Source organism: Pantoea sp. EKM20T, assembly GCF_011800485.1.
GTDB classification, from domain to species: domain Bacteria; phylum Pseudomonadota; class Gammaproteobacteria; order Enterobacterales; family Enterobacteriaceae; genus Pantoea; species Pantoea agglomerans.
The window spans coordinates 153,505-176,810 of record NZ_JAALFW010000004.1 but is presented as its reverse complement, the minus strand read 5'-3'; the positions used below and the strand labels follow the sequence as shown (position 1 = coordinate 176,810).

At 49.2% G+C, this 23,306-nt stretch carries 21 protein-coding genes and 1 pseudogene; 9 read left to right on the top strand and 13 right to left on the bottom strand.

Features of this window, described 5'->3' with window-relative positions:
* The first annotated feature begins 229 nt into the window (after nt 1-229).
* Nucleotides 230-829: a hypothetical protein gene (locus tag HFD94_RS09140; protein ID WP_122889403.1), complete on the top strand. Its 600-nt coding sequence runs from the start codon at nt 230-232 to the stop codon at nt 827-829.
* Nucleotides 830-1,343: 514 nt separating this feature from the next.
* On the opposite strand, the gene HFD94_RS23145 is transcribed toward HFD94_RS09140, so the two are convergent.
* On the bottom strand, nt 1,344-2,519 hold the full coding sequence (locus HFD94_RS23145) for a PAS domain-containing protein (RefSeq protein ID WP_167433053.1): 1,176 nt from the start codon (nt 2,517-2,519) through the stop codon (nt 1,344-1,346).
* Between the two features lie 818 nt (nt 2,520-3,337).
* Between HFD94_RS23145 and HFD94_RS09130 the strand changes: the two genes are divergently transcribed.
* On the top strand, nt 3,338-4,510 hold the full coding sequence (locus HFD94_RS09130; protein WP_167433052.1) for an EAL domain-containing protein: 1,173 nt from the start codon (nt 3,338-3,340) through the stop codon (nt 4,508-4,510).
* A gap of 167 nt (nt 4,511-4,677) precedes the next feature.
* On the opposite strand, the gene HFD94_RS09125 is transcribed toward HFD94_RS09130, so the two are convergent.
* Nucleotides 4,678-5,541 carry a LysR family transcriptional regulator gene (locus HFD94_RS09125; protein WP_167433051.1) on the bottom strand — a complete coding sequence of 288 codons (864 nt, stop codon included), beginning with the start codon at nt 5,539-5,541 and terminating at the stop codon, nt 4,678-4,680.
* A gap of 101 nt (nt 5,542-5,642) precedes the next feature.
* Here HFD94_RS09125 and HFD94_RS09120 point away from each other — a divergent pair, with 101 nt between their 5' ends.
* Nucleotides 5,643-6,494, top strand: coding sequence for an alpha/beta fold hydrolase (locus HFD94_RS09120; RefSeq protein ID WP_181955361.1), 852 nt, complete (start codon nt 5,643-5,645; stop codon nt 6,492-6,494).
* Between the two features lie 4 nt (nt 6,495-6,498).
* Nucleotides 6,499-7,101: a glutathione S-transferase gene (locus HFD94_RS09115; RefSeq protein WP_045140076.1), complete on the top strand. Its 603-nt coding sequence runs from the start codon at nt 6,499-6,501 to the stop codon at nt 7,099-7,101.
* Between the two features lie 288 nt (nt 7,102-7,389).
* On the opposite strand, the pseudogene HFD94_RS09110 reads toward HFD94_RS09115, so the two are convergent.
* Nucleotides 7,390-7,578: pseudogene (locus HFD94_RS09110) on the bottom strand (LysR substrate-binding domain-containing protein); the annotation flags it as partial.
* 441 nt (nt 7,579-8,019) lie between these two features.
* On the opposite strand from HFD94_RS09110, the gene HFD94_RS09105 reads away from it, so the two are divergent.
* Complete coding sequence (locus HFD94_RS09105) at nt 8,020-8,367, top strand: hypothetical protein (protein ID WP_031591685.1); 348 nt, start codon at nt 8,020-8,022, stop codon at nt 8,365-8,367.
* Between the two features lie 162 nt (nt 8,368-8,529).
* Here HFD94_RS09105 and HFD94_RS09100 read toward each other — a convergent pair whose 3' ends face one another.
* Nucleotides 8,530-9,930, bottom strand: coding sequence for an MFS transporter (locus HFD94_RS09100; protein WP_243234781.1), 1,401 nt, complete (start codon nt 9,928-9,930; stop codon nt 8,530-8,532).
* 428 nt (nt 9,931-10,358) lie between these two features.
* On the bottom strand, nt 10,359-11,522 hold the full coding sequence (locus HFD94_RS09095) for a mandelate racemase/muconate lactonizing enzyme family protein (protein WP_163641298.1): 1,164 nt from the start codon (nt 11,520-11,522) through the stop codon (nt 10,359-10,361).
* Between the two features lie 192 nt (nt 11,523-11,714).
* On the opposite strand from HFD94_RS09095, the gene HFD94_RS09090 reads away from it, so the two are divergent.
* Nucleotides 11,715-12,641 (top strand): LysR family transcriptional regulator, encoded by a 927-nt coding sequence (locus HFD94_RS09090; RefSeq protein WP_124890752.1) that lies wholly within the window; start codon nt 11,715-11,717, stop codon nt 12,639-12,641.
* A gap of 161 nt (nt 12,642-12,802) precedes the next feature.
* Here HFD94_RS09090 and HFD94_RS23000 read toward each other — a convergent pair whose 3' ends face one another.
* Nucleotides 12,803-12,907: a hypothetical protein gene (locus HFD94_RS23000; RefSeq protein WP_228312790.1), complete on the bottom strand. Its 105-nt coding sequence runs from the start codon at nt 12,905-12,907 to the stop codon at nt 12,803-12,805.
* A gap of 271 nt (nt 12,908-13,178) precedes the next feature.
* Nucleotides 13,179-13,799, bottom strand: a complete 621-nt coding sequence (locus tag HFD94_RS09080) for a TetR/AcrR family transcriptional regulator (protein ID WP_022624385.1) — start codon at nt 13,797-13,799, stop codon at nt 13,179-13,181.
* Between the two features lie 173 nt (nt 13,800-13,972).
* Between HFD94_RS09080 and HFD94_RS09075 the strand changes: the two genes are divergently transcribed.
* Nucleotides 13,973-15,181, top strand: coding sequence for an MFS transporter (locus HFD94_RS09075; RefSeq protein WP_052271364.1), 1,209 nt, complete (start codon nt 13,973-13,975; stop codon nt 15,179-15,181).
* Nucleotides 15,182-15,287: 106 nt separating this feature from the next.
* Here the strand turns inward: HFD94_RS09075 and HFD94_RS09070 are convergent, their stop codons facing one another.
* The 3 genes from HFD94_RS09070 to HFD94_RS09060 all read right to left on the bottom strand — a co-directional run bounded on the left by HFD94_RS09070 (nt 15,288) and on the right by HFD94_RS09060 (nt 17,866).
* The gene (locus HFD94_RS09070; protein ID WP_167433050.1) at nt 15,288-16,280 is read right to left on the bottom strand and encodes an MFS transporter; all 993 of its coding nucleotides are present in this window, start codon (nt 16,278-16,280) and stop codon (nt 15,288-15,290) included.
* Nucleotides 16,261-16,725: a cytochrome P450 gene (locus tag HFD94_RS09065; protein ID WP_243234780.1), complete on the bottom strand. Its 465-nt coding sequence runs from the start codon at nt 16,723-16,725 to the stop codon at nt 16,261-16,263. The genes HFD94_RS09070 and HFD94_RS09065 overlap by 20 nt, the downstream gene beginning before the upstream one ends.
* Before the next feature lie 187 nt (nt 16,726-16,912).
* A complete protein-coding gene (locus tag HFD94_RS09060; protein ID WP_167433049.1) occupies nt 16,913-17,866 on the bottom strand; it encodes an MBL fold metallo-hydrolase in 954 nt (317 codons plus the stop codon).
* Nucleotides 17,867-17,947: 81 nt separating this feature from the next.
* Between HFD94_RS09060 and HFD94_RS09055 the strand changes: the two genes are divergently transcribed.
* Entirely contained in the window at nt 17,948-18,874 is a 927-nt protein-coding gene (locus HFD94_RS09055; protein ID WP_167433048.1) for a LysR family transcriptional regulator, read from the top strand.
* 5 nt (nt 18,875-18,879) lie between these two features.
* Here the strand turns inward: HFD94_RS09055 and HFD94_RS09050 are convergent, their stop codons facing one another.
* On the bottom strand, nt 18,880-19,749 hold the full coding sequence (locus HFD94_RS09050) for a LysR substrate-binding domain-containing protein (protein WP_010670421.1): 870 nt from the start codon (nt 19,747-19,749) through the stop codon (nt 18,880-18,882).
* Between the two features lie 198 nt (nt 19,750-19,947).
* Between HFD94_RS09050 and bla the strand changes: the two genes are divergently transcribed.
* On the top strand, nt 19,948-20,787 hold the full coding sequence (bla, locus tag HFD94_RS09045) for a class A beta-lactamase (protein WP_371742534.1): 840 nt from the start codon (nt 19,948-19,950) through the stop codon (nt 20,785-20,787).
* A 99-nt stretch (nt 20,788-20,886) separates the two neighbouring features.
* On the opposite strand, the gene HFD94_RS09040 is transcribed toward bla, so the two are convergent.
* Entirely contained in the window at nt 20,887-22,311 is a 1,425-nt protein-coding gene (locus HFD94_RS09040) for a trehalose-6-phosphate synthase (RefSeq protein WP_167433046.1), read from the bottom strand.
* 459 nt (nt 22,312-22,770) lie between these two features.
* A complete protein-coding gene (locus tag HFD94_RS09035) occupies nt 22,771-23,280 on the bottom strand; it encodes a GNAT family N-acetyltransferase (RefSeq protein WP_235605077.1) in 510 nt (169 codons plus the stop codon).
* Nucleotides 23,281-23,306: the final 26 nt, after the last annotated feature.

Genomic DNA, 23,306 nt, shown 5'->3' with positions numbered 1-23,306 from the left:
GGACTGCTAACAGGTTGATTTTTCCACCGTTAAGGCGCCGGCTGGTGAGGTGGTGAACGTAGAGTGAACGTTGCCTGGTGCGCAACGCTGTCTGCTCAGTGCCAGGAGCTGACATTGGCAGAAAAATGATTGTTATTCATCACCATATTGCTATCGTTATGCACTTCCGGATGTGAACCACAGATGAGAAAGCTTGCGGGCTACTCACTTTTCAAAAAAAGGATTTGAGATGTTTATGCGCCGTGCTTCTCTGTTTTTAATGTCAATGATGGCTATATCCCAGGCCCATGCTGCTAACCTGCGGGCTGCCGATGTAATCACCTTTGATGTTGCCGGGGTAAAAACCGGTATGGATTATGATGAGGCCGTAAAAGCCATGACTGAGCACTTTCATGTGCCAGCATCATCGTTAGACGTTGATAAATACCCGGCTCTAAATGTGGTAACAGGGGATAAGCAGCCACAGTATATTGCTTACGAAAAAAACGGCGTCAAACTGGTTGCACATTTTGAAGGCCGTGTTCCTGCAGATCCGAGACATGCGCTGGCTGTGTCTCAGATTTCTTACGAGCTCCCATACTCCACTGAAAATAAAAATGCCATGGCCAAAGCCGCCGTTGAAAAATATGGTGTCCAGTCAAATGCACCTTACACACCGATGGTTTGGTGTAAAGCGCCCGGCAAGATGGCAACCATGGCATGCGGCCCGGATCCTGAGCAGCCGGTACTGAAATTATCAGGTACATCCCTGGAGATGAATGACCCATCGTGGACGAATGCCCGTATTAAAATGATGGACAGTAAACAAACCCGCACACCTGGTTTCTAAAGTGACTGATGCCGCCAGATGATCTTCTGGCGGCTAAGTGCCAGACGCTGATCATGGTTTTATGACAAAGGCTGAAGAGCAGCAGGTGATATTCAGGCGAGATGATTATCAAACGTGATGCGGGACAGATCTGCACAAAGCCAGCTCAGATAAGCTTTCAGTCCTTATTGAAAATTTTCATAAACACACACAGAGCCTCAGCCACCAGCAGGCTGACATTCTCTAATGACTTTAACCTGACTCAACGTATGCCTTGCGCCCTTAACAAACCTCTATCAGACACATGATTTCTTAAAGCCCAGGCTGATAAAAGATGACAAGGCCATACTCTCTGCTCTGAGGTGGTGAGTAACTCCCAGAGCAAGTTTGCATACGGAAATGTGTACTCGCTCCGGGAGAATTTTCATAGGGTGAAACTGCGAACTGAACTGATGTTATGGTTACAGTAAATCAAAGACAGGCTGTACATCCCTGTATTTACCTGTGGTAAGTGTTCATCAATGTGTGATGTTTATTATTCAGGCGATTTTTCTATGCCGCTAGCCGAATTACTTATTCGCATCTGAAGACGAGAAATGTGTCCGGTGATATCTGCCGTCCTTTCTGCTAATCCCCGGATAGCACTGGCGATGACAGAAAACCCACGGCCATGTACACCTGCTCTCGCGGCTTCGATACTGGCGTTCAGTGAAATGAGTTTGATCTGCGCAGCAATAATCCCGTTTTCAGAGACGAGTTCGGCAATTTCTTTTGCGGTTTCGGCGGTCTGAATGTTTCGCCTGACTTCGCTTTCCTCATGTCTGCCACGGTCTTTACGGCCCTGAATATCAATAAGCGCGCCGACGGCACGCAAAGGGGTTCCATCAGGTGCACGTTTAGTCTGCCCGCGGGCCTGAAACCACCGGTACTCACCACTTCGCAGTTTAAGACGATATTCAATATCAAAACCGGTTTTACCACTGAAGTCCATCAGGTGGTTGACGAAAGCATCGAGTGCGTTCTGTTTGTCATCCGGGTGAAGGCGTGATGCCCAGCTGTCCATCACATCAGGAAACTCTTCAATGGTTTCAAAACCCAGCAGCTTCCTGAACTGCGGTGACCACCAGAATACGTTGTCGGGATTCAGGGGATTTCCGCCAATAATATCCAGATCCCAGAGGCCGTCATTAAGCATTTCGCGCGACAGGTCAAAACGGGTGGAGACAATATCAAACTGGCGGGACTGTGACGTTTCTTCTTCTGTATTCTCTATAACGGCAACCAGGCGCGGCGGCGTAAATTCACGACCGTATGATGCACGGATGCAAAACCACTGAAAGGTATTTGCGCCAGTTTTGATCAGGCAGCGTAACAGCTTTTCATCACCGCTATGTTTGAGTGTATGACTTATCAAACCTTTGAACGCTTCCCGGAAATCCGCATGGATCATCTGGATCAGCGAAGAGAGCCCGACCTCCTTCTGCAGAGGCAATCCCATAAGCTGGCGTGCTTCAGGTGAAACAAATGCAGGCGCGTCACTTTTAAGATCGGTCGTCTCAACATACCAGTAGCCTTTCTGGCTGAGGTTCATAATACATTTCAGCAGCGTGGCATCACTATGATCCACATCCATCGTTTCATCGATAAATTTCTCAGAGATATCCATTGTTGTCGGCTCTTTGGCGGACTGTTTCCGGAATAAATTCAGCATTATTTCTCCTGGTGAGCATATACAGGCATAAAAATATGCCTGAAAGGGTTATCGGCAGAACTTTCTGGATATTCAGTTAAAGGTCGCTGGTTTAAATTAATACTGTAACAAGATGCTATAGATAGCTCGCCAGCGACAACTACCGGAGCTGATGTGATGGATGAGCCTCACCGCCAGCGGGCTAAATTTATTTTTTTGAAATCATGTGGCGCGAAATTATCTTTGGTCTATGATATCTGAAAAATTTCAGGCCTTATAATCCCGACGCTCCGATCCCCCATGAAGATTCACAGTGAATTGTTATGCTGAGTTTTGACATACGGTTGTGAGTTTATATTTTCCGGCTATCGCAGGTATTAAATGAGTGGCTTAGCTTTGAGCTGCCACCTCTGCCTGCAGACAAAAGTCCGGACATGACTTATTGATATCCATAAGTATAATTCGTCAACGCATAAGAGAGCCTGGCTGCTGATCATATTAAATGCATTAACAGGGTTTAATATTTAACTTAAGCGATATTTTTATGGGATTGGTTTCAATTTGTTTCTGGTTTACCATACCAGATACCATCAGCCTCATGCAGACCCGTGAGTTAAATAAATATGGCATTTTATGTTCATGAAACTTGCCCGCTCACTGACATCATAGCTATGTATCTCGTACTTAATAACCGTAGACAATTTAAGGCCTCCGGAAAAACGACGTTTGCAAAAGATTAATTTCCCGCCGCAAACAAAACAGGGTTTTAAAAAAGGTTTTCTATTCCGTTCCCGCTCAGGTCATCAATGCCTTACAGAAATACGTTTCAGGATATTTAAATGAATGAAAAATTGAAAGATGCTGATGCTCGTGCAACTTATCAGCAGCTAATTAAATCGGGCGAGTTTAAACCTTTTTTTCAGCCGATAGTCTCACTTGAGGATCAGCGCGTAGTAGGTTTTGAATTGCTGGCACGGCGTATTTTGCCCGAAGGGCTTATCGTATCTCCGGCTGAGTTCATTCCGGCTATGGAACATCATGGGTTACTCAATGAGCTGATGACAAGTCTGGCCGCTCAGGGATTCATGACAGCGAGCACCTGGCCAGAACACCAGTTTCTGTCTTTAAACGTTTCTCCTTCACAACTGAACGGTAAGCACCTTCCCGAAATTTTAAGAAAACTGGCTGAACGTTATCAGTTCAGCCTTTCGCGGCTCAGGATAGAAATCACCGAGACAGCATTGATCGATGATATTGAGACGGCTCATGCAGAACTCGAAGCATTGTCTGAAATGGGTTGTATGATTGCTATGGATGACTTTGGCACCGGCTGTTCAAGCCTTGCCTGGCTTATCCAGCTTCCCGCCAGCACGATTAAGATTGATGGCAGTTTTATTCGTTCAATGCTTCAGAAAAAGGATAGCCGGAAAATTATCTCCAGCGTAGTCGGTTTGGGCCGCAGCCTGGATATGGACGTCATTGCTGAGGGTGTTGAAACAGAGGAACAAGCTGAGATGTTGCGGGGTATCGGCTGCGCTTATGCACAAGGCTACTTATTCAGCAGGCCGATCCCGGCTGAAGAAACACATAATTTTCTCACCGCTGGCTCTGGCCGTAAATTTCATAGTCGTGTGGCACGAATGTCTCTTGAGCAGCGCGCGCATCAAATTTCATCGATGTTTGCTGCGCCTGACACCTCTATCTGCTTTCTTAGCCCTGAACTGATGATTGTTGACGCAAGTGATACCTTTGCAGCGCGGGTTGGCTGGCCAATGCAGGACATTACCCATCGCCATATTTTTGAAGTGATACCATCTCAAGCTGAGAAGCTGCTTTGGTTGCAGGATTTCAGGACAAAAGGTCTTCCTTACCCTCCGTTTGAAGTAAAGCTGCCCGGCGGTAGCACCGATTTGGTTATGATTACGCGGGTGGAGGATGAGGCAAAAGATTTACTGGGGTTTTGTGTGTTTGGCTTTAACATTGACCGTCAGAACAGCCTTGTTCAGCCTTAGTGCCAGTTTACGACATCAGATGATACTTCCCTGTCGCTAAAATAACCTTAACGGTGCAGGCTTCAGTTTCAGGTTGTTAGCTGAAGATGGGGAAAATGTCCGCCTGGTCGGAAGCGGACATTATTAACAACGCCTCTTTTCATCAACTAATTGCAGCCACTTCACTTTCAATCTTTATGCATCAGCCGGGTCAGCATCTCGCAGAAGGCTTCGCTTGCTGGGTTAACGCGGTATTTGTTCAGGCGTAGCAGGCAATCAACCGAAGGCAGAGGCATCAATTTCTCAAGTTCAGACACGCTACAAATCGCTTTATCAACGCTGTATTGATTGAGTATTCCCACCCCCAGCCCCGTAGTTATTGCCGCAAGCATACCTGCTACTGAAGGACACTCCAGCATCACAGCAAATGGAATGTTTGCCTGGCGAAGTTTCTCCTCAGCCAGGTTACGGTAATAGCAATCCGGTCCCCAGGTAATAAGCTTCAGGCTCTTATCCGATTCATGTCGCCAGGCAGGCGTTGCGTAACAGTATAAATTTTCACTCCACAATACCGTATCTTCCATCGATGCCGTGCCCGTGAAATCCTGATGTAAAATGATCTCCAGACTTCCTTCAGAAAAATGCTGACGCAGGAGATGACTTTGCTCCACCACCAGTTGTATATCCACCTCTGGATGGTGGTGAGTGAAGGTTGAAATCACCCCGCATATTTCAGTCATTGAGATGTGTTCAGTGACCCCGATTCGCAGCTTGCCACGCAGCGCCGAAGGCGAAAAATAGGCTACAGCTTGATCGTGTTCAGTGAGTATTTTTTCCGCATGTTGAAGCAGAACGCTGCCCTTTTCTGTCGGAACGGCTTTTCCGGCGATGCGCGTTAGTAGCTGGCATTGAAGTTGATCCTCAAGCCGTCTGAGCTTCCAGCTTACAGCGGACTGGCTCAGGTTGAGGAGTAATGCGGCCTTACTCATATTGCCCGTTTGCAGCACGGTCCGGAACACTCTGAGTGAGTCAACGGAGAGTCGTTTGTTCATTTTTGTATGACAAAAGTAGGATTACAGCGGGAAAGAATGTCACTGGTGTCATATTCAGTCAACGGATAGCCTGACTGAAACAAACATAACGGAGAAAGCAGATGCCCGCTAATAACCCATTACTGAATGACGACGTTCTGATAAATGGTTGTCGCATTGCGACCGGAGTCCATGGTTCAGGAAGACCTCTGGTGCTGGTTCATGGCACGCCCGCACACTCAATAATCTGGCAGTCACTGGTGCCGGTATTTGTCGATGCGGGTTTTCATGTTCATCTGTATGACCTGGCTGGGTTTGGCGCGTCAGAGCGCCCTTTGACTGCTGATACCTCGGTTGCCGCACAAGTGGGTTATCTGATAAGGCTGCTTGAACAATGGCAGATCGAAAAAACAGATCTTTTTGGTCACGATATCGGTGGGGCCATTTCACTCAGACTGGCGTTCGACAACCCATCCCTTCTGAAGACGCTTACGATTGCCGATATTCCCAGCTACAACTCCTGGCCTTCGCCCACATGGAGAGATATGCGGGATAATTATGCGGATTATGCGCTGATCCCCGCCACTGAGCATTACCGCGCGATGTGGCACCAGTTAAAGATGGCGGTTTTTAATAAGGATCGTATGACTGAGCAGCGGCTGGAAAATTATCTTGCACCGCTTTGTGGTGTGGTAGGGCAACCTTCATTTTATCAGCATCAGGTTGCGCACTATAATGAGTGTTACACCAGTGACTTTGCAGAAAAATTGCCGCAACTCCGGCTGCCAGTACAGATTTTATGGGGCGCCGAAGATGAATGGCAACCCGTTGAGTATGCAAGGCGTTTGCAGCGCGACATCGTCTCTTCCACGCTGCATATCTTTGAACAGGCCGGACACTTTTTAATGGAAGATGCCCCCTTGCCAGTCGCCGCACAGGTAATTGATTTTGTTAATCAACATAATATGAGGTAGAGCCATGATCCTGATCGGAATGCTGGATTCACCCTATGTCAGACGGGTTGCTATTTACATGAAAGTATTGGGTATTCAATTCGAGCATCGCCCGCTTTCGGTATTCGGCGATTTTGATGCCTTAACGAAAATTAACCCGGCCGTTAAAGTTCCAACGCTTATCACAGATGATAATCAGGTGCTGATCGATTCCACACTAATTATTCATTACCTTGAGAAATATTGCGGTCATTCGCCTGCACCTACATCAGCGTCCGGAGCGGAAGAACGCCGGGATCTGCATCTTACTGGCTTCGCCCTGGCAGCCTGCGAAAAAGCGGTGCAGATTGTGTACGAACAGCGTCTCAGGCCGGAAGAAAAACAGCATCAGCCCTGGGTGGATCGCGTAACTCAACAACTGCATGGTGCCTGGCAGACGCTGGAGAACGGGCTGCGGGAAAGTCATCCTGACATGCTGTCCGTGGCCGGTATCAGCATCGCAGTGGCCTGGAGTTTTACAGAATTGATGCTGCCGGATACCGTCAGCCGTGCGCTGTACCCGGAATTGGCCGGGTTTACATTGCTAGCCGAACAGCGACCGGAATTTCTGGCAACGCCTTTGATTTAATGAGGATGGGTTTTGTATATAAGAGCCCAATGATGCCTTACCTAATGTATAAAGAACTTATAGCTTTAGAATTAGTCGATAGCAAAAGGTGACTCAATGAGCACCAATTGAATATCTTCATACAATATAAATAACTCTTAATAATCTAATAAAGGCAAATAAACGTAACATCCGCTTTTTGCATATAACGGGCAATGCTCTGCTCTATGCCAGAAACGGGCGTTTCTGATTTTGAATTAAGCATAAAAGTGCATACGATTTCAGAAAGCATTAACTTCCCGATACGGATTACAGAGACAGGCCTGACTCAGCAATAAAAACGATAAAGCAGCGTATTCTCGATGAGAGATATCGGCTGGCCGGCCAGAGTGCCGAGAAATACCCCTGCCTGGTACAGTAACCGGGCAATACCTCTTTCAGTTGCCCCGAATCCAAAGATTCACGTACGACAAAATCGGGCACATAGCTGATACCCATACTGACTGGTCTGCTACACGGATAACAACAATATATGAGTCAGCACCTGATGTCATACTGATGGCCTCGGGTTAAACGTGACGGCAGGATTGAGAGATGAGCGATTGAAGAGCGCGAAAAATCTTAAACTTAATCTGATGTTCATCCTGTTAAGTGGCTGAAACACACAGCTAACGCGTTGCGCATATAGATAAATGCATTGCCCACTGGAACGAATAACCTGCCACCTGCTGGCCTTTCCTTAAGTCAAATCCGCACCCCACCGCCATGATCGGGTTACACGTCAGTTATTGATAGTACCAGCGAAAACTGGAGTGAAAATAACGCGCGTTATCGTAACCTTAGAACTCTACATTTTTCATTCAAAAACAGTAACTTCTCCTCTGATTACAGTTCGCCTATGCTGGCTGCTCATTAAATTTCACTTCAGAAGGATCTGTTATGTTTGTTGTGCCCGCATCCTACAGTGCAGAGGCTGTTGAGTGCCTTTATGAAGTCATCGGCATACTCAACCTGAACGGCGTACGCTGCCACGTTATCTTTGACAGTCAGGCATCCCGCGCCGCAGTGATCCAGGCGGACGCGACAGAGGAACATGGCGAAATGCGCCATCCTGTGCTGGCCGTGCTGGAAATGGAACGCGTAACGAGTATCAACACCATACTGCGCATCAAATCGTTCTGGACCGATTCCGAGGGCGCTCAATCAGGTGTGGAACCAGGCACGCTGGCAAAAGCGTTGTATAAAGCGCTGACAACAAAGAAACATATCACGCTGGTGGGATTGTAGGCATTCTGAAGCCCGTGAAGTACGGGCTGTAACAGTCAGGTGTTGAGAGAGATACACGTCGGGGATGAGCATGATAATTCCACAGGTGCCCAAGAGTGCTTAATGCTGATCCGCGCATCCTGCCCGATTGGGCGTCCGATGCCCGTGTGAAGATTCGCTTTGTTATTGACGTGTTGATACTGCTCTGTGTGCAGAAACAGAGAATGCCTTGCTGAAGTCCCGGATGCGTTCCTCACGTCCCACGGCAAGGGCAAACAGCACGCCACCCACAATTGAGAACAGCCCCAGAACACCCCATGCCAGCGTCATATCACTACCACCACCCAGATGCTTGAGGTATCCGGCAACAAGGGGGCCGCCAGACTGTCCAATGAAGTTGCTGCATGCGCCGACAAAAGCCACCGCAGGAACCGCTTTCTTTGTCGGAAGGATTTCAGTCAGCCTGACGTAAACCAGCGGCACCAGCATCTTCATTGTCAGGCCGACAAACATGAACAAACCTATCTGAGCCCAGTAATATGACAGCGGCACAAAAGCGGCAGCCAGTAATGCCACACCACAGAGGACGGTGGGAATAGCGGCATGCAGTCGTCGCTCCTGGTTGTACTTATCTGAACGCCGGGTGATATACCAGATGCCCAGCATCGTCATCAGGAAAGGCATCCCGCTGATGAGACCAACCATAAATTCACTGAGCGTGCCATACCCTTTGAGAGCTGTCGGCAGCCAGAGCGTAAAACCGTAAGCGAGCATGCTATGCAGGGAGTAGCCGATCAGCATCAGCCAGAGGGCCGGTATTTTGAGAATGGTCCACCAGGGATCGGATTTCTCATTCCTGTAGTTTGACTGCTCAGCGGCCAGGTCTTTCTGGATATAATCCCGATCTTCGGCACTCAGCCAGCTAGCGGCCTGAATACTTTTGGGTACCAGATAAAACCAGATGATGCAGAACAGCCAGGCCGGTGCACCTTCAATCACCATCATCATGCGCCAGTTATGATGTGCAAGGATCCAGCCAGATATCGGACCGGCCAGAAACGCGCCCGCACCCAGGCTAAGATTCCAGATTCCGAATGCCCGCCCCCGTTCAGGCTTCATAAACCACTGGGCAAGGAACATGGCCGTGGCGGCCTGAATTGGACCTTCAGCGATGCCCAGTAAGAAACGGATCGCTACCAGTTCACCGAAGTTACGCGTCAGGCCGGTAAGCATTGCGCAGGCCCCGAACAAAAACAGGCTGATGCCGATTATTTTCCGTGATCCAAAACGGAGAGCCAGCCATCCTGCGGTAAATTGCGTGGCGACGTAACCCCAGGCAAAGGCACCGCCAAGCCAGCCGGCTTCAACAGGACTCAGGCCCATTTCAGCTGTTATATGGGGCAGCGCCATACCTATATTCACCCGATCAAAAAATGAAATGGTATACATGATAAATACGGCAGGTAATATAATTGTCCAGCGTTTACTTCCGATAAGCGCATTACCCTTGAGAGTTTTCTCACTCATAATAACTTCCTCATTTAACACTGTGGCAGGGGGAGGAAATGCTGACTTCAAATCCATCTGAATATCAGTGAAAATGTTTTTTATTCATTATCCGAAGGATGTTACGGAGAAATGAGCAACCTTAGAGCAAAAGGCGAAGATAAACAGGCAAGGCGTCAGAATTCATGACTTGCTCTAAATTTCTGATATCTATAAAAACTTCCAATGCATATTTAACCCGGCAAGAATATCTGAATATCGACAATTCAACGGATGACTGATATACCCACAATAAGATGTTGTGCCTGAATCAAAGTCAGCCCTTCAACCCGAAATTATTAACAATGCTACCGTTTGCCAGTTCAATCACACCCTCTCCTCTCAGATTCAGATAAATTTATTCTTCCTGAGGCGTCAGGTTAATTAAGAGATTGATATTTTCCCGCAGCCCCTCGGCTTAACGAGGGGCGCAGTGACATTAAACATGCCGTAATGTAAGCGTAAACTTATTCAGCCAGCGCCCGCATTTCTTTAATGAGGTCTGATTTGCCTTCGAAACCGATACCCGGCAGTTCCGGCATAATAATATGGCCATCTTCAACTTTTACCGAGTCCGGGAAACCGCCGTAAGGCTGGAACAGATCGGGATAACTTTCGTTACCACCCAGACCGAGGCCGGCGGCGATATTCAGGGACATCTGATGGCCGCCATGAGGTATGCAGCGTGACGGTGACCAGCCAAACTGCTCCAGCACATCCAGTGTGCGCAGATACTCAACCAGCCCATAGGAGAGCGCGCAGTCAAATTGCAGATAGTCGCGATCCGGACGCATACCGCCATACCGCAGCAGGTTTCGCGCGTCCTGATGTGAAAAGAGGTTTTCGCCCGTTGCCATTGCGCCTGGATAGAACTCCGACAGGGCTGCCTGCAAAGAATAATCGAGCGGATCGCCAACCTCTTCGTACCAAAAGAGCGGATATTCACGCAGCATTTTTGCGTAGGCAATACCGGTTTCCAGATCAAAGCGACCATTAGCATCAACGGCGAGGCGTGCTTCGCTGCCGATTTCTTCCAGTACGGCCTCAATACGGCGGCGGTCTTCGTCCAGAGAGGCACCACCGATTTTCATTTTCACAACGTTATAGCCGCGGTTCAGGTAGCCGCGCATTTCCTGTCGCAGTGCGCCAGGGTCTTTACCCGGATAGTAGTAACCCCCAGCTGCATAGACGAAGACGCGCGGATTAGCCTCAACGCCCTTCATTTCGGCCAGCAGGCGGAACAGCGGCTTGTTTGCAATTTTTGCCGTTGCATCCCAGATGGCCATGTCCAGGGTTCCCACTGCAACTGAACGCTCGCCATGACCGCCAGGCTTTTCGTTGCTCATCATCACGGCCCAGACTTTGTGCGGATCCAGGTTGTTATCTTTGGCATTCAGCAGGCTTTCGGGATCGGCTTCCAGGATGCGGTCACGGAAGCGTTCCCGGATGAGGCCACCCTGGCCATAACGGCCGTTAGAGTTAAAGCCGTATCCCACTACACGGCGCCCGTCGACTTCAACATCTGTCACAACGGCGACCAGGCTTGTCGTCATCTTGCTGAAATCGATGTACGCGTTACGAATAGGGGAAGCAATGGGTTTGGTAATTTCTACAACATCAAGGATGCGCATGATCTCTCCGGTAGTTCTCAGTCAAAGACTGTTTTACTAAAATATCTACGCAATCAGTTATGTCATGCCATCTGTTTATCGGCATTCATCGGCACAATGAAGTAGCGTAGTGTTAAGGGACCTGATTGTTCTGTCTGCTATTATCCTAAGCAGTACATGGGTTCCGTTCTAATGCCAAAGAGGCAGCCTGTAATGCAAAATCGGCATCACCTGGAGTTAACCTGGCTTGAAGACTGTATTGCGCTGGCGCAATCACTCAATTTTTCCCGTGCGGCAGCTTCACGATATGTGACACAGCCTGCATTCAGCCGCAGAATCGTCTCGTTAGAAGAGTGGCTTGGCACGCCAATTTTTGAAAGAAATCGTCGGGGCGTCAGCCTGACCCGCGCCGGAGAGGTTTTCGTCAGGCAGGTGCCGGAACTTATTCGTGCGCTTTATACCCTGAGGAGTGAATCTATCGAGGCCGCAGGAGAGGCCCGGCCGGATGTTATTTTTTCCGCCACGCATGCACTGTCATTTTCTTTTTTCCCGGCACTGATGCGTAACAACGAAAAAATTGCCCGCTTCGGATCTTTTCGACTGTTATCAGACTCATTAAGTGCCTGCGAACGCATGATTGAGAAAGGTGACGCGCAATTTCTGCTTTGTTATTACCATCCTCATATGCACATTCATCTCGATCAGTCGAAATATCTCAGCGTCCGGCTTGGACGGGAAGTTTTACAGCCGTATTCACGATGCGATCCGACAACGCGTGAGCCTCTATTCCATGCGTCAGGCCGTAAGAAGTTTCCTTTCCTCTCCTATTCTGCTGAATCCGGACTGGGCCGCATCCTGTCTAATACCTCACAGGTTAACCGGGCCAGACGTGGAATGGATATCGCCTTCACGGCCGATCTTGCTGCCACCTTACTCGCCATGGTTAAAGCCGGAGATGGCGTTGCCTGGCTGCCGGAAACACTGGCAGCGCCGGATGTTGATGCTGGATCGATTGCCGTAGCAGCTCATAAGGAGAGCGCACTCTGGATACCCATAGAGATCCGGCTGTTCAGACCCGCAGCGAGGATGTCCCGGGCGGTAGAAGCGTTGTGGGAAATTTTCTTAGATGGCCAAATCTGAGCGGAAAACTATTTTGAGCCGATCGCGACAACATCTGAAAGGAATAAAGCGAGAACACATCAGAACCACAAGCTGACGCTCTAAGTGGCCTGACAAGCAGAGTAGCACAAACTACCCATATCAATATAAACACCGCTTGCCTTCATGCGACCGACCGGAGATTAACTAGCTTGCGCTGCGGTTTCCCGGTTTTCACGCATGACATCGACTGGGTAAGACGTCCCAGGCACTATAAGCAGGTAATCGGGATAACCGATGATGGGAATGAAATCGGGTATTAAATCAAGTGGGTTAAACAGTATAGGCTGCGACAGTCAACGCCAGCACTTTAGCGAGCATCGGCGTGCGGAGATCGCGGGCGGCAAGCCATACCGCGTGCAGTCCCGTTTGATGTTTCACACCCATTGTCTGGTGTCAGCAATAAGTTTGATAGTCACTAACAGGCATTAACTTATTGAGACGTGCTTACTTTACGCTTCCGCATAGTTGCTCTCTGACAGGCACAAGTTTCGTGCTGAAACTAAGCGCCGTTCTCTGTCACTCAACAACGTTCAGTGCATTAGCATCCCAGGCTTTCATCGCGGTTGATACCGCCGAATCGAGTTCATTGCCGGTTGCGCCATCACGGGCTTCAGTCGACAGGCCGATCTCAAAACTGTGAAGGGTCGTGGCCAGCGCGCGCACGTCGGTATCGAAAGCCAGGAGTCCCGCCTCTTTCGCTCTTGTGACACATCGCAAAAATCCCGCCCTGGTCCGATCGCGCTGCGCTGCCAGAATCTCACGAATGTGCTCGTTCGCTGGCGAACAGGTATTAACGGATAGCGCAATCAGGCAACCACTGGGATGCCCCTGTTCTGTCTGCATTTTTGCAGAACGACGCAACGCCAGTTCAATAGCGTCACGGGGTTCAAGCGTGTCATCCCATAGGCAATCGTTAACCTGACCAAAAGTCGTCATATAACAATCGACAACCTCCTCAAACAGCGCTTCTTTTGAACCAAACGCGGCGTAGAAACTTGGGGCGGTGATGCCGTTGCCGAGGTTTGACTTGAGCATGGCAAGCGAAGTGGACTCGTAACCATGCTGCCAGAAAAGGGTCATCGCCTGACGAATTGCCTCTTCCCGGTCAAATGTCCGTGGGCGTCCCATCTGAGCCATATCCGCTCCTTTTTCGCTTATCGTATATAAATACTAATCGATACATATATACTTGACAAGCCTCAGTGTGCCCTATACTTTCTGATATATACCGATCGGTATATATATTGTAAAACCCGTTATCCGGAGGGTTTCGCAATTTTTAGTCGTTACAAACTAAAAAAGGGGCCAACGTGCACGCCAATACAGTATTCAGTGAGACCACAACACAACGGGGTCTGCCACTGGCTTCCCTGCTGGCATTTGCCATGACAGGCTTTATTGCCATCCTGACCGAGACCCTTCCGGCGGGTTTACTTCCGGAAATTGGAATGGGTCTTGACGTATCTCAGGTGATGGCGGGTCAGCTGGTCAGCATTTATGCGCTGGGTTCGCTACTCGCGGCAATCCCTCTGACGGTTCTGACCAGTGGCTGGCGTCGTAAAAAGGTACTATTACTCGCCGTAGGTACCTTCCTGATTTTCAACACTATTACCACCCTTTCGTTCAGTTACTGGCTGACGATGGCAGCCCGATTCATGTCGGGTGTGGCTGCAGGACTTGCATGGGGAATTCTGGCGGGCTATGCCCGCCGCCTCGTTCCTGCTGAAATGCAGGGCCGCGCTCTCGCTATTGCTATGGTTGGAATACCGGTTGCCCTGTCCCTTGGAACCCCGGCTGGCGCATGGCTTGGCAGCACGATGGGATGGAGAGTCCCCTTTGGTATCATGGCAGCATTGGCAGTCATTCTGTTCATCTGGACATGGGTGGCGGTTCCTGACCTGCCGGGACAGCAGGCCGACCGCCGACTACCGGTATGGCAAGTTTTCCAGATGCCCGGAGTCAGACCTGTTCTGGCGGTTATCTTTCTATGGATGACGGCACATAATATTCTTTATACATTCATCGGACCGTTCCTGCAGTTGTCGGGGCTGACCGGAAATGTCGGGCTTATCCTGCTGATTTTTGGCATTGCGGCACTTATTGGCATCTGGATAACCGGGATGCTGGTGGATCGCCATCTGCGCAATCTGGTTCTGCTCAGTCTGGCGGCACTGGCGGCGGTTTCTGTGGCACTCGCCGCAGGCATGCGGGAACAGATTGTGGTCTTTCTGGCCGTCATCGTATGGGGATGGTCGTTTGGCGGCGCGTCAACTCAGATGCAGACGGCTGCCGCTGATGCGGCAGGCAATCATGTCGATGTCGTTCAGGCAATGGTGACAACTGCCTGGAATCTGGCTATCGCAAGCGGCGGCGTCATTGGTGGTCTGCTTCTCAATAATGCCGGTGCGGTATCTTTCCCATGGGCGCTACTGATCTTTATGGCTGTTGCGTTGATTATCGCCTGGTGCGCGAAAAAGCATGCTTTCAGGCCCGGTGCAAGAGAACCTTTAGTAAAATAGTAACTTCCAGGGACGTCCGGAACGGACGCCCCGTTTTGGCACCAACCGCCTGCTTTGGATATCTAAAAGAGACCTCAGTTATTTAAGTCGTCCATTTGGGCACTCTTTAAACAGAACTATCGGATTCGTTGCTTCCCGAAATATTCTTTTGTTTTTTGTCTGGAAGACAAGCCATTGAGATAATGCCAGTGAGTACGATGAGTGAACTCATGCCTGCAAAAGCAACCATCAGACTCGCAGCGGCGGCCAGTCCGGAAAGGAGACCAGAAAGTGCTTCAGCAGTATTAGCCAGGGTAGAAAACGTGCCGAATGTCTTGCCTGTGTTCTCTGCAAAAGACCAGGACTGTATGAGTGTCACCAGAAAAATATCAACGAATGCACCACTCATACCAAGGACGAATGCTACCGGCAGCAGAGCCTCGAGCGAATAGAGGGCAATAAATGACATTAAAACCAGTAAAATTCCGTAAAAGAACCAATTGCGCATAACATTCAATGGTGAAATATTTATGGCAAACCGTCCGTAAATGAGACCCCCGGTAATTGTGCCTGCAGCCATTAGAGAAAATATCCAGCTGGTAAATATCTCCCCATTCCCCTGACTGACAGCTACAGCGGGAATAATAAAACGAAGTAATGATCCGGTAAAGAGAATGCAAACAGATGAACCAAAAATAGCAATAAATAAGCCAGGAGCTTCCTGAAATAAACTTTTAATGCAGGATAGATTCTCCTGATATACTTGTTTCAATCTGAACGCCGACGTTTTATTCTGTGAATTTTCTGAAAACGTACAAAGTATAACAATTGAAATTGCATACGTTAATGTATTGAACATCAGCACCCAGGGCTTGTCTGCCAATGAGAGTATAACTGAACATTTGATGCGCCAATTGTCTGCCATCCAGCCACCAGCGGGGCCGAAAAATAGAAAAGGAATAAAACGAAAAAAATAGACGCAGCCGGCAAGAAGATAATTATTATGCGTGTTCTCGAGCACAATAAACACAAAAACGACCTCATATACATAATCGCCCAACTTCGAGATGAAAAGAGAAGCGAGTAACGTGCGGAAATCTTTAATTTTCAGCCAGTTCATTGAAGTCTATTCCAATATTAAAATCTGAAGCACCTGGCGCAGACACACCCTCTGCAAATTCGATTATGCTAACGTCCCTGAGCATGTAATGTGAGTTTATGTGGCCAATAAACGACGAAGCAAAGCTGAGTGCTATGCCCATACCAATACACATATGCATGCCAGTGCCGAATGATAGTGGCTTTTCTTTTCGCCCCGCAATAAAACGGAATGGGTTATCGAAAACTTTTTCATCGAAGTTAGCCAGCGCCGTGTAAAACATGACCCTGTCACCTTCTTTAAGGTTCTGGCCTCGGAAAATCAGGTCCTGCGCTATTACTCTACCTACAGAAAGAACGGGACTGTTTAAGCGAGAAACTTCTACAACGATATCCCGAACATTGACTGTATTCACCTTCAGGTTGAAGTGAGAAATGGCCCAGAGCGCAGCGACAATGAGTGGCATAACGCTGTCGACTTTATCAGCCCCATAACCTCATTGATTACTAATCTGTACGGCAACGCTCTGGCCCCTCTTACAGAGAAGCCTCTAAACTAAAAGACATTATTCAATTTGTTAATATTGAAGCGCCGCCTGTTAACTTACATCAAAATTTTTCTCCCTGATATTATTACATTTTTTAGTTAACAACCTACTGCCCGAGCTGCGTAGTGTAATTAGCGGGCACCCAGCGATAAGCGTTACCTTCATGCTGAACATGGCCCAGGCCAGGGAAGGCGATATGCGCCGCAGCCACCCAGTAGCCCTGATCTGCAGCCTGTTTCAGTACCCTTTCACGTGTAGTGATAGCCTGTTTCTGATCGACATCAAAATGGATGGCCACTTCAGGATCGGGCAATTGCACCGCTTTGGCATGGATGATATCTCCCCACAGCACCAGGGTCTGACCTTCACTCTCTACGCGATAAAGTACGCTACCCGGCGTGTGCCCAGCTGTCGACTCTGCACGGATTCCCCCCGTTAATGTGGCTGGTGCCATAAACGTTTTAAGCAGGCCAGCATTGATGACCGGGCGAAGAGTCCGTTCAGATTCTGCAAAGGTATGGGCCTGACTGGTCTCTACCCTGCTGACGTTAGCCGGATTAAGCCAGAAATCGACATCCCGTTTATCCACGAACACTTCGGCCTTTGGAAAAGCAGGCTTGCCCGCGCGTGAAACACCGCCTGAATGATCGGCATGAATATGGGTTAAGAGTACGGCATCGATCGACTCTGCCGGATAGCCAGCGGCGGCCAGATTAGTCAGCAGATGTCCGCCATTGTGTCCAAAAAGCTCACCGGCCCCGGTGTCGATTAAAATGCGCTTTTTACCATCATCGATAACGAAGGCATTGATTGATGTTTCGGCCTGCGGCGTCATCGAATCTCTGGCCATTGCATGGTTTAGTTTTTCAGGCGAAATGTGAGTCAGTAATTTATTCAGGGGAACGGTTACCGTGCCGTCGGAAACCGCGGTAATGCGTAATTTCCCCAATGTCATCCGGTAATAACCCGGAGCTTGCTGATCCCGTACAGAGGTCTGTTCGGCAGCATAGACCGGACTGAACGCGATAAGAGACGCCACCAGCATCAGTAAAATTTTCATAAATATCTCTCCAGAAAGTTTCATCACAACGTGGTGAGCAGTATCCTTACGCAACCTGTATCACTCAAATTGATTAAACTGATGCTCACTATCAGAGAAAATGATTTTCATCGAATCGACCTGAATTTACTGACGGTGTTGTTGGTTCTGAAGCGGGAAGGCAGCGTGTCGCGTGCGGCAGAAAAGCTGCATCTGGGTCAGCCAGCAGTCAGTAATGCACTGGCCCGATTGCGGGTCATGTTCAGCGATCCACTGTTTGTGCGCACGGCGAAAGGCATGGAGCCTACCCCGCGTGCTGAAGCGCTGATCGCTGAGCTGGGCCCGTTAATGGCACAGATGCAGAACGTCTTGTTTCAGCCAGCATCCTTCACGCCTTCTGAGGCGACACATGTTTTTCGGCTGGGGATGAGCGACTGGGTTGAACGCTGGCTGATGCCGGGACTGTATGCGCACATCACGCGCACCGCTCCCGGCGTGACGCTTCAGGTCACGGCCAGCGATCCCTTCCGGGATGCGGAGCTGGTCGCGCGCGGAGAGATCGATCTTGCCATTTCGGTTGGCGAGAGCACACCCGCCACGCTCCAGCGCGAGAAAATTGTGTCACACAACTTTTGTACGTTGTGGCACCCGGAACAGCTTTCGTTGCGTGCACCGTTGACGCTGGAGGATTATGTGGCGCATGACCATCTGCTGGTTTCCTATCGCGGGGCGAACTGGAGCGCCATCGATGACCAGCTTGCGGCATCAGGAAAGGCCCGTTCGATTCGCTACGTGACGCCGCATTTTTCCTCTCTGCCTCCGCTGCTGGCGCGCGCACCCGCGTTAGCCACCGTTCCCGCTGGGCTGTCGGATGAGTGGGTGACGCATTACGGCTTATGCTGTAGCCCGGTACCCATTGAAACACCGGAAATAGCCCTGTCACTGCTCTGGCATAAACGGCTTGATAACGATTTGTCACTGCGCTGGCTCAGGGAAGAACTGCGTAGCGTGATGACAGAACGAACCTGAATAAATTACGGCCTAATTATTTGCTCAATAATCCATTCGCGAAATATTTCCATCGACTGGGTCATCTTTCTGGCTCTCTGCCAAGTTAACCAGTACCCATCATGACCAGAATAAATATTAAATGGTCTGGCGAGCAAACCTTGCTTTATTTCCGTTTGAAACATGACATCAGGTGCCAGTGCCAGGCCGCCAGTGATCATCACAGCATCAATAATAAGGCGTGAAGAATCGAATACAGGTCCATTAATTCTGAATGGGGAAATACCCGCCGCAGCAAACCAGTTATCCCACTCTTCAAGACGGTAAGAACGTAATAACGTCTCGCCGGATATATCGCCAGGTTTTGTCAGTCTCTTCGCCGTTTCAGGCCGGCATAACAGGGTCAGCGGCGCATCCAGCAATAGCTGGTTATGCGATGACGCCCATTTACCCGAACCATATCTTATAGCAAAATCCACTCCCTCTCCGGCAATGCTTACGACATTGTTGTTCGTCTGAATACTCAGTTCGATAGCGGGATGTCTCTGCTGAAAATCTTCAATTTTTGGTAAAAGCCAGCCCAGCGCAAAGGTGCCCACACAGGATATCGTCAGTGCCTCCCTGACTTTACCTCCTTCAAACTGACGATAAGCCTTCTCAATACGATGAAATTCTTCTGAAATTTTTGAGAATAGCAACCGCGCCTCATCGGTCAACTCCAGGCCCCGGGAAAGCCTTTTGAACAAAATCACCCCTAATTTCTCTTCCAGCAGCCTGACCTGCTGACTGACCGCAGCCTGAGAGACAAAGAGTTCCATGCCTGCCCTGGTAAAGTTGAGGTGGCGGGCAGATGCTTCAAATGCACGCAGCGCATTGAGTGGGATATCACTTTTCAAATCAGCCCCCAGAAAAACTTATGACTGGCATCAATTTATACCGTTTTTTCTTACAAGGAAATTGATTTATTTTGGGGCAAATAATTTAAGGGATGCATTTTTTCTGCGTGACTTAAAAGACCCCATGATTTTCCTAATGCCAGAATAAGGTAATGCAAGATGATAAACTTTAAAGGAAGCCTGACCAGCATGTTACTGATGGCCGCAACAGGTTGTTCAGTGTCAGCCCATGCTGCTTTTGACCAGCTAACGCTAAAGAGCCAGTTTGAGACACTGGAAAATAAATCTGTTGGCAGACTCGGCGTTACGGTCGTTGACACATCCGATGGTTCTGAATATTCATGGCGGGGCAATGAAAGATTCCCGCTGTGCAGCACAAGTAAAGTAATGGCAGTAGCAGCGATATTAAAGAAAAATGAAAGTGACCATAGTTTGCTTGATAAGAAAATTCATATAAATAAAAGCGACATGGTTAATTATAATCCCATCACCCAGAAACATATCGGCTCATCAATGACTGTTGCTGAACTGAGTGCTGCGGCGTTGCAATACAGCGATAATGCCGCGATGAATAAATTACTTGCGTATCTGGGTGGCCCGCAACAGGCTACGCATTTTGCCCGAACAATCGGCGATAAGGCTTTTCGCCTGGACAGAAAGGAACCAGAACTCAATACAGCAATCCCGGATGATGTGCGTGACACTACGACTCCTTCAGCGATGGCTGACACGCTTAATAAGCTTGTTCTCGGCACCGCCCTCAAAGGAGAGCAGCGAGCCAAACTGTCAGAATGGATGAAGGGCAATACAACAGGTGCAAACAGTATTAAAGCAGGCCTGCCGGCTGACTGGATAGTGGCTGATAAAACCGGCAGTGGTGACTATGGCACAACTAATGATATTGCCGTCATCTGGCCGAAGGATCAGGCACCCATCATCCTGACGACCTACTTCACCCAGAAGGACAAAGACGCGGTCGCGCGCAAAGACGTACTGGCCAGTGCGGCAAAACTAGTTGTGGACGCAATCAGTAAATAATTAGCTTCAGCTTCAGATAATCGGCTCAGAGTGGGCCGATTATCTGGCTTTCGCCCCGCTAACCCGCGCACCAGCGAAATACCACTTCAACTCAAAAACTCAGTACCTCGCCCGGCTACTGCTCAGGTGCGGAAAAAAGGCAGGCGACGGCAAGGCTTCCGGGGCAGTTGGCTCAGCGTTCAGCATGCGCAAAAATGACTCAGCCCAGTGATGGCTGTTGTGCATATGCAGTCCCTTGATCAGACGGGCATGCAGAGACCGCCGTTCGTGTAACGGCATCTGCAATGCGCGATGTACCGCACTGGCCATTGCATCAGGATCATAAGGATTGACGATGATGGCACCCTCCATCTGCCCGGCTGCACCGGCAAACTGCGAGAGGATAAGCACCCCGGGATTTTTCGGGTCCTGTAAGGCGATATACATTTTGGCCATCAGGCTCATGCCTGCCATCAACGGCGTCACCAGCGCAACGCGTGAGGCACGATAGATACCAGCCTGCTCTTCCCGGCTGTAACCATGAGTCAGATAGTTCACCGGATACCAGTTCATTGTGCCATGCACGCCATTAAGTTCCCCGCACAACGCCTCCAGAGCGTGACCGAGTTCTGACGCATCATGTGCGTGTCCGGCTGCCGGAGGCGCCAGCTGCAACAGCGTGATATTTTTCTGGTAGCAATCATGTTTTCGCAGCAGCACCTCCAGGGTGCTGATTCGGTAAGGCAGCCCTGAGCTCTCATCAAGATGGCCGCCGCTTAGCACGGTATTTTCGGGCAGGCTTTCGCGGCACTGCATTTCCATGTAAGCACAGCTGTTGCTATCACGCAGAGACTGGACATCGTCAAGGTCAATTCCGACAGGAAACACACCCACCCTGATAATCCGGCCATGAACACGAAAGCTTTGCGCCTCCAGCCGTTCTATACGGAATTCGCTCTCCAGCCAGACCAGGAAGTTATTCATATCCTGCACGGTCTGAAAGCCAATCAGATCACAACATAACAGAGAGTCAGTGAACCAGCGCCATTCGGGTATGGTTTCAAACATTCTGCCAGCGGGGAAAGGCTGATGCAGAAAAATACCCACTAAGTTGGTCAATCCTTCTTCACGGATATAGGTGGCACAGCCTAGCAGATGGTAATCCTGAATCCAGATAACATCGTCGGGTGCGGCGTTTTCGCAGATGGCGCGCGCATAGGCTTTATTGATGTTTTTATATTCCTGATAGCCGCTTGTAGAAAAACGGGCCATGTCCGGACGCTGATGAAAAACAGGCCAGAGCCCTTTGTGAATATAATTGTGGTACCCCTCATTAAGCTCGCCAGGCGTATAGGGGAAGGTCACGGTTTCATACTGACCCATCTGCTGCACGGCGTAGGGTCTTGACGCATCCGGAGGCATCACCCTGCTTTCACCATCCCAGCTAATCCAGACGCCTCCCTGACGGGAAAGGATGCCGTCATAAATTGCAGTAAGCGTCGAACGTTGACATTGATTATGCGAAACAAGAATAAGGCCTGACATGCTGTATTCCTTAAGAACCTGCTGCGGAGAGGCACCAGTGCCTGGCAGCGAGCCGCTATTAATAGGAGGTCGGAGAATAAACTGGAGAAAACCACTCATGAATGTACACCCCGTCCACTTAATGCCTGCAGACGCTTTTTGCGTAAATCAGGTTGTGACTGCCAACGTGTAACGTTGTCACGTAAACACCCGGTGCCGTTAATTAAACCGAACGGCCTGTAAAAAAGGCGTAAAAAGAGTCTGATGAAGTGTAAAAACGCTGCAAATCACGCGCCCGATATAGCATTAGCGGACAGCAATGGCGCAAAAAGTCAGTGAGTTCAATACAGGGAATATACGCAGGTAAAAATAAAGAAGGCGGGTTGGCCCGGTTCCACTCGCCATAAAAGCTGGTTTTATAAATGCGTGGCCGGGCCGTTTTATTGCAGAAACAGAGAACTTAACAATCTCTTTGTTAATTCAGAGCTGAGCGATCATTGTCTGGAATGATACGCCGTTAAAAAATTTCACCTCCCCGACCTTTTTAAATCCCCTTTTCTCATAAAAAGGGATGGCAAAGAGTGAAGACCGTACGCTGATTTCTGAACGCAGTTCGGGAATCGCCCGCTGCCAGAGTGCCCTCGCTACCCCTTTACGCTGACATTTCGGATGTACAAAAAGGTATTTAACTAAATTGCCTTCGAAAAGGGTGAGTACGCCTGTCACCTCACCTCTTTCCACGGCAATCAGCCAGAGATAGTCATCTGAAACAATCAACGGTTTAAGCGCATCGGGTTTTATGCTGTCGATAAACCATTGCGGACAGGGTTCCGTCTCTGAAAAATTACATTGCATCGACACAATATGTATCAGCTCACTGATGCCTGCCGCATCAGACTCCAACGCCGTTCTGATTTCCATTCTTTTGTAATTCCCCCCTGATTTGGTTAAGGCAAGGGGATGAGGTTTGCCATTTGAAAAGCCATCCACTCCCCTTTTCCGCTGAATCCCGGTCC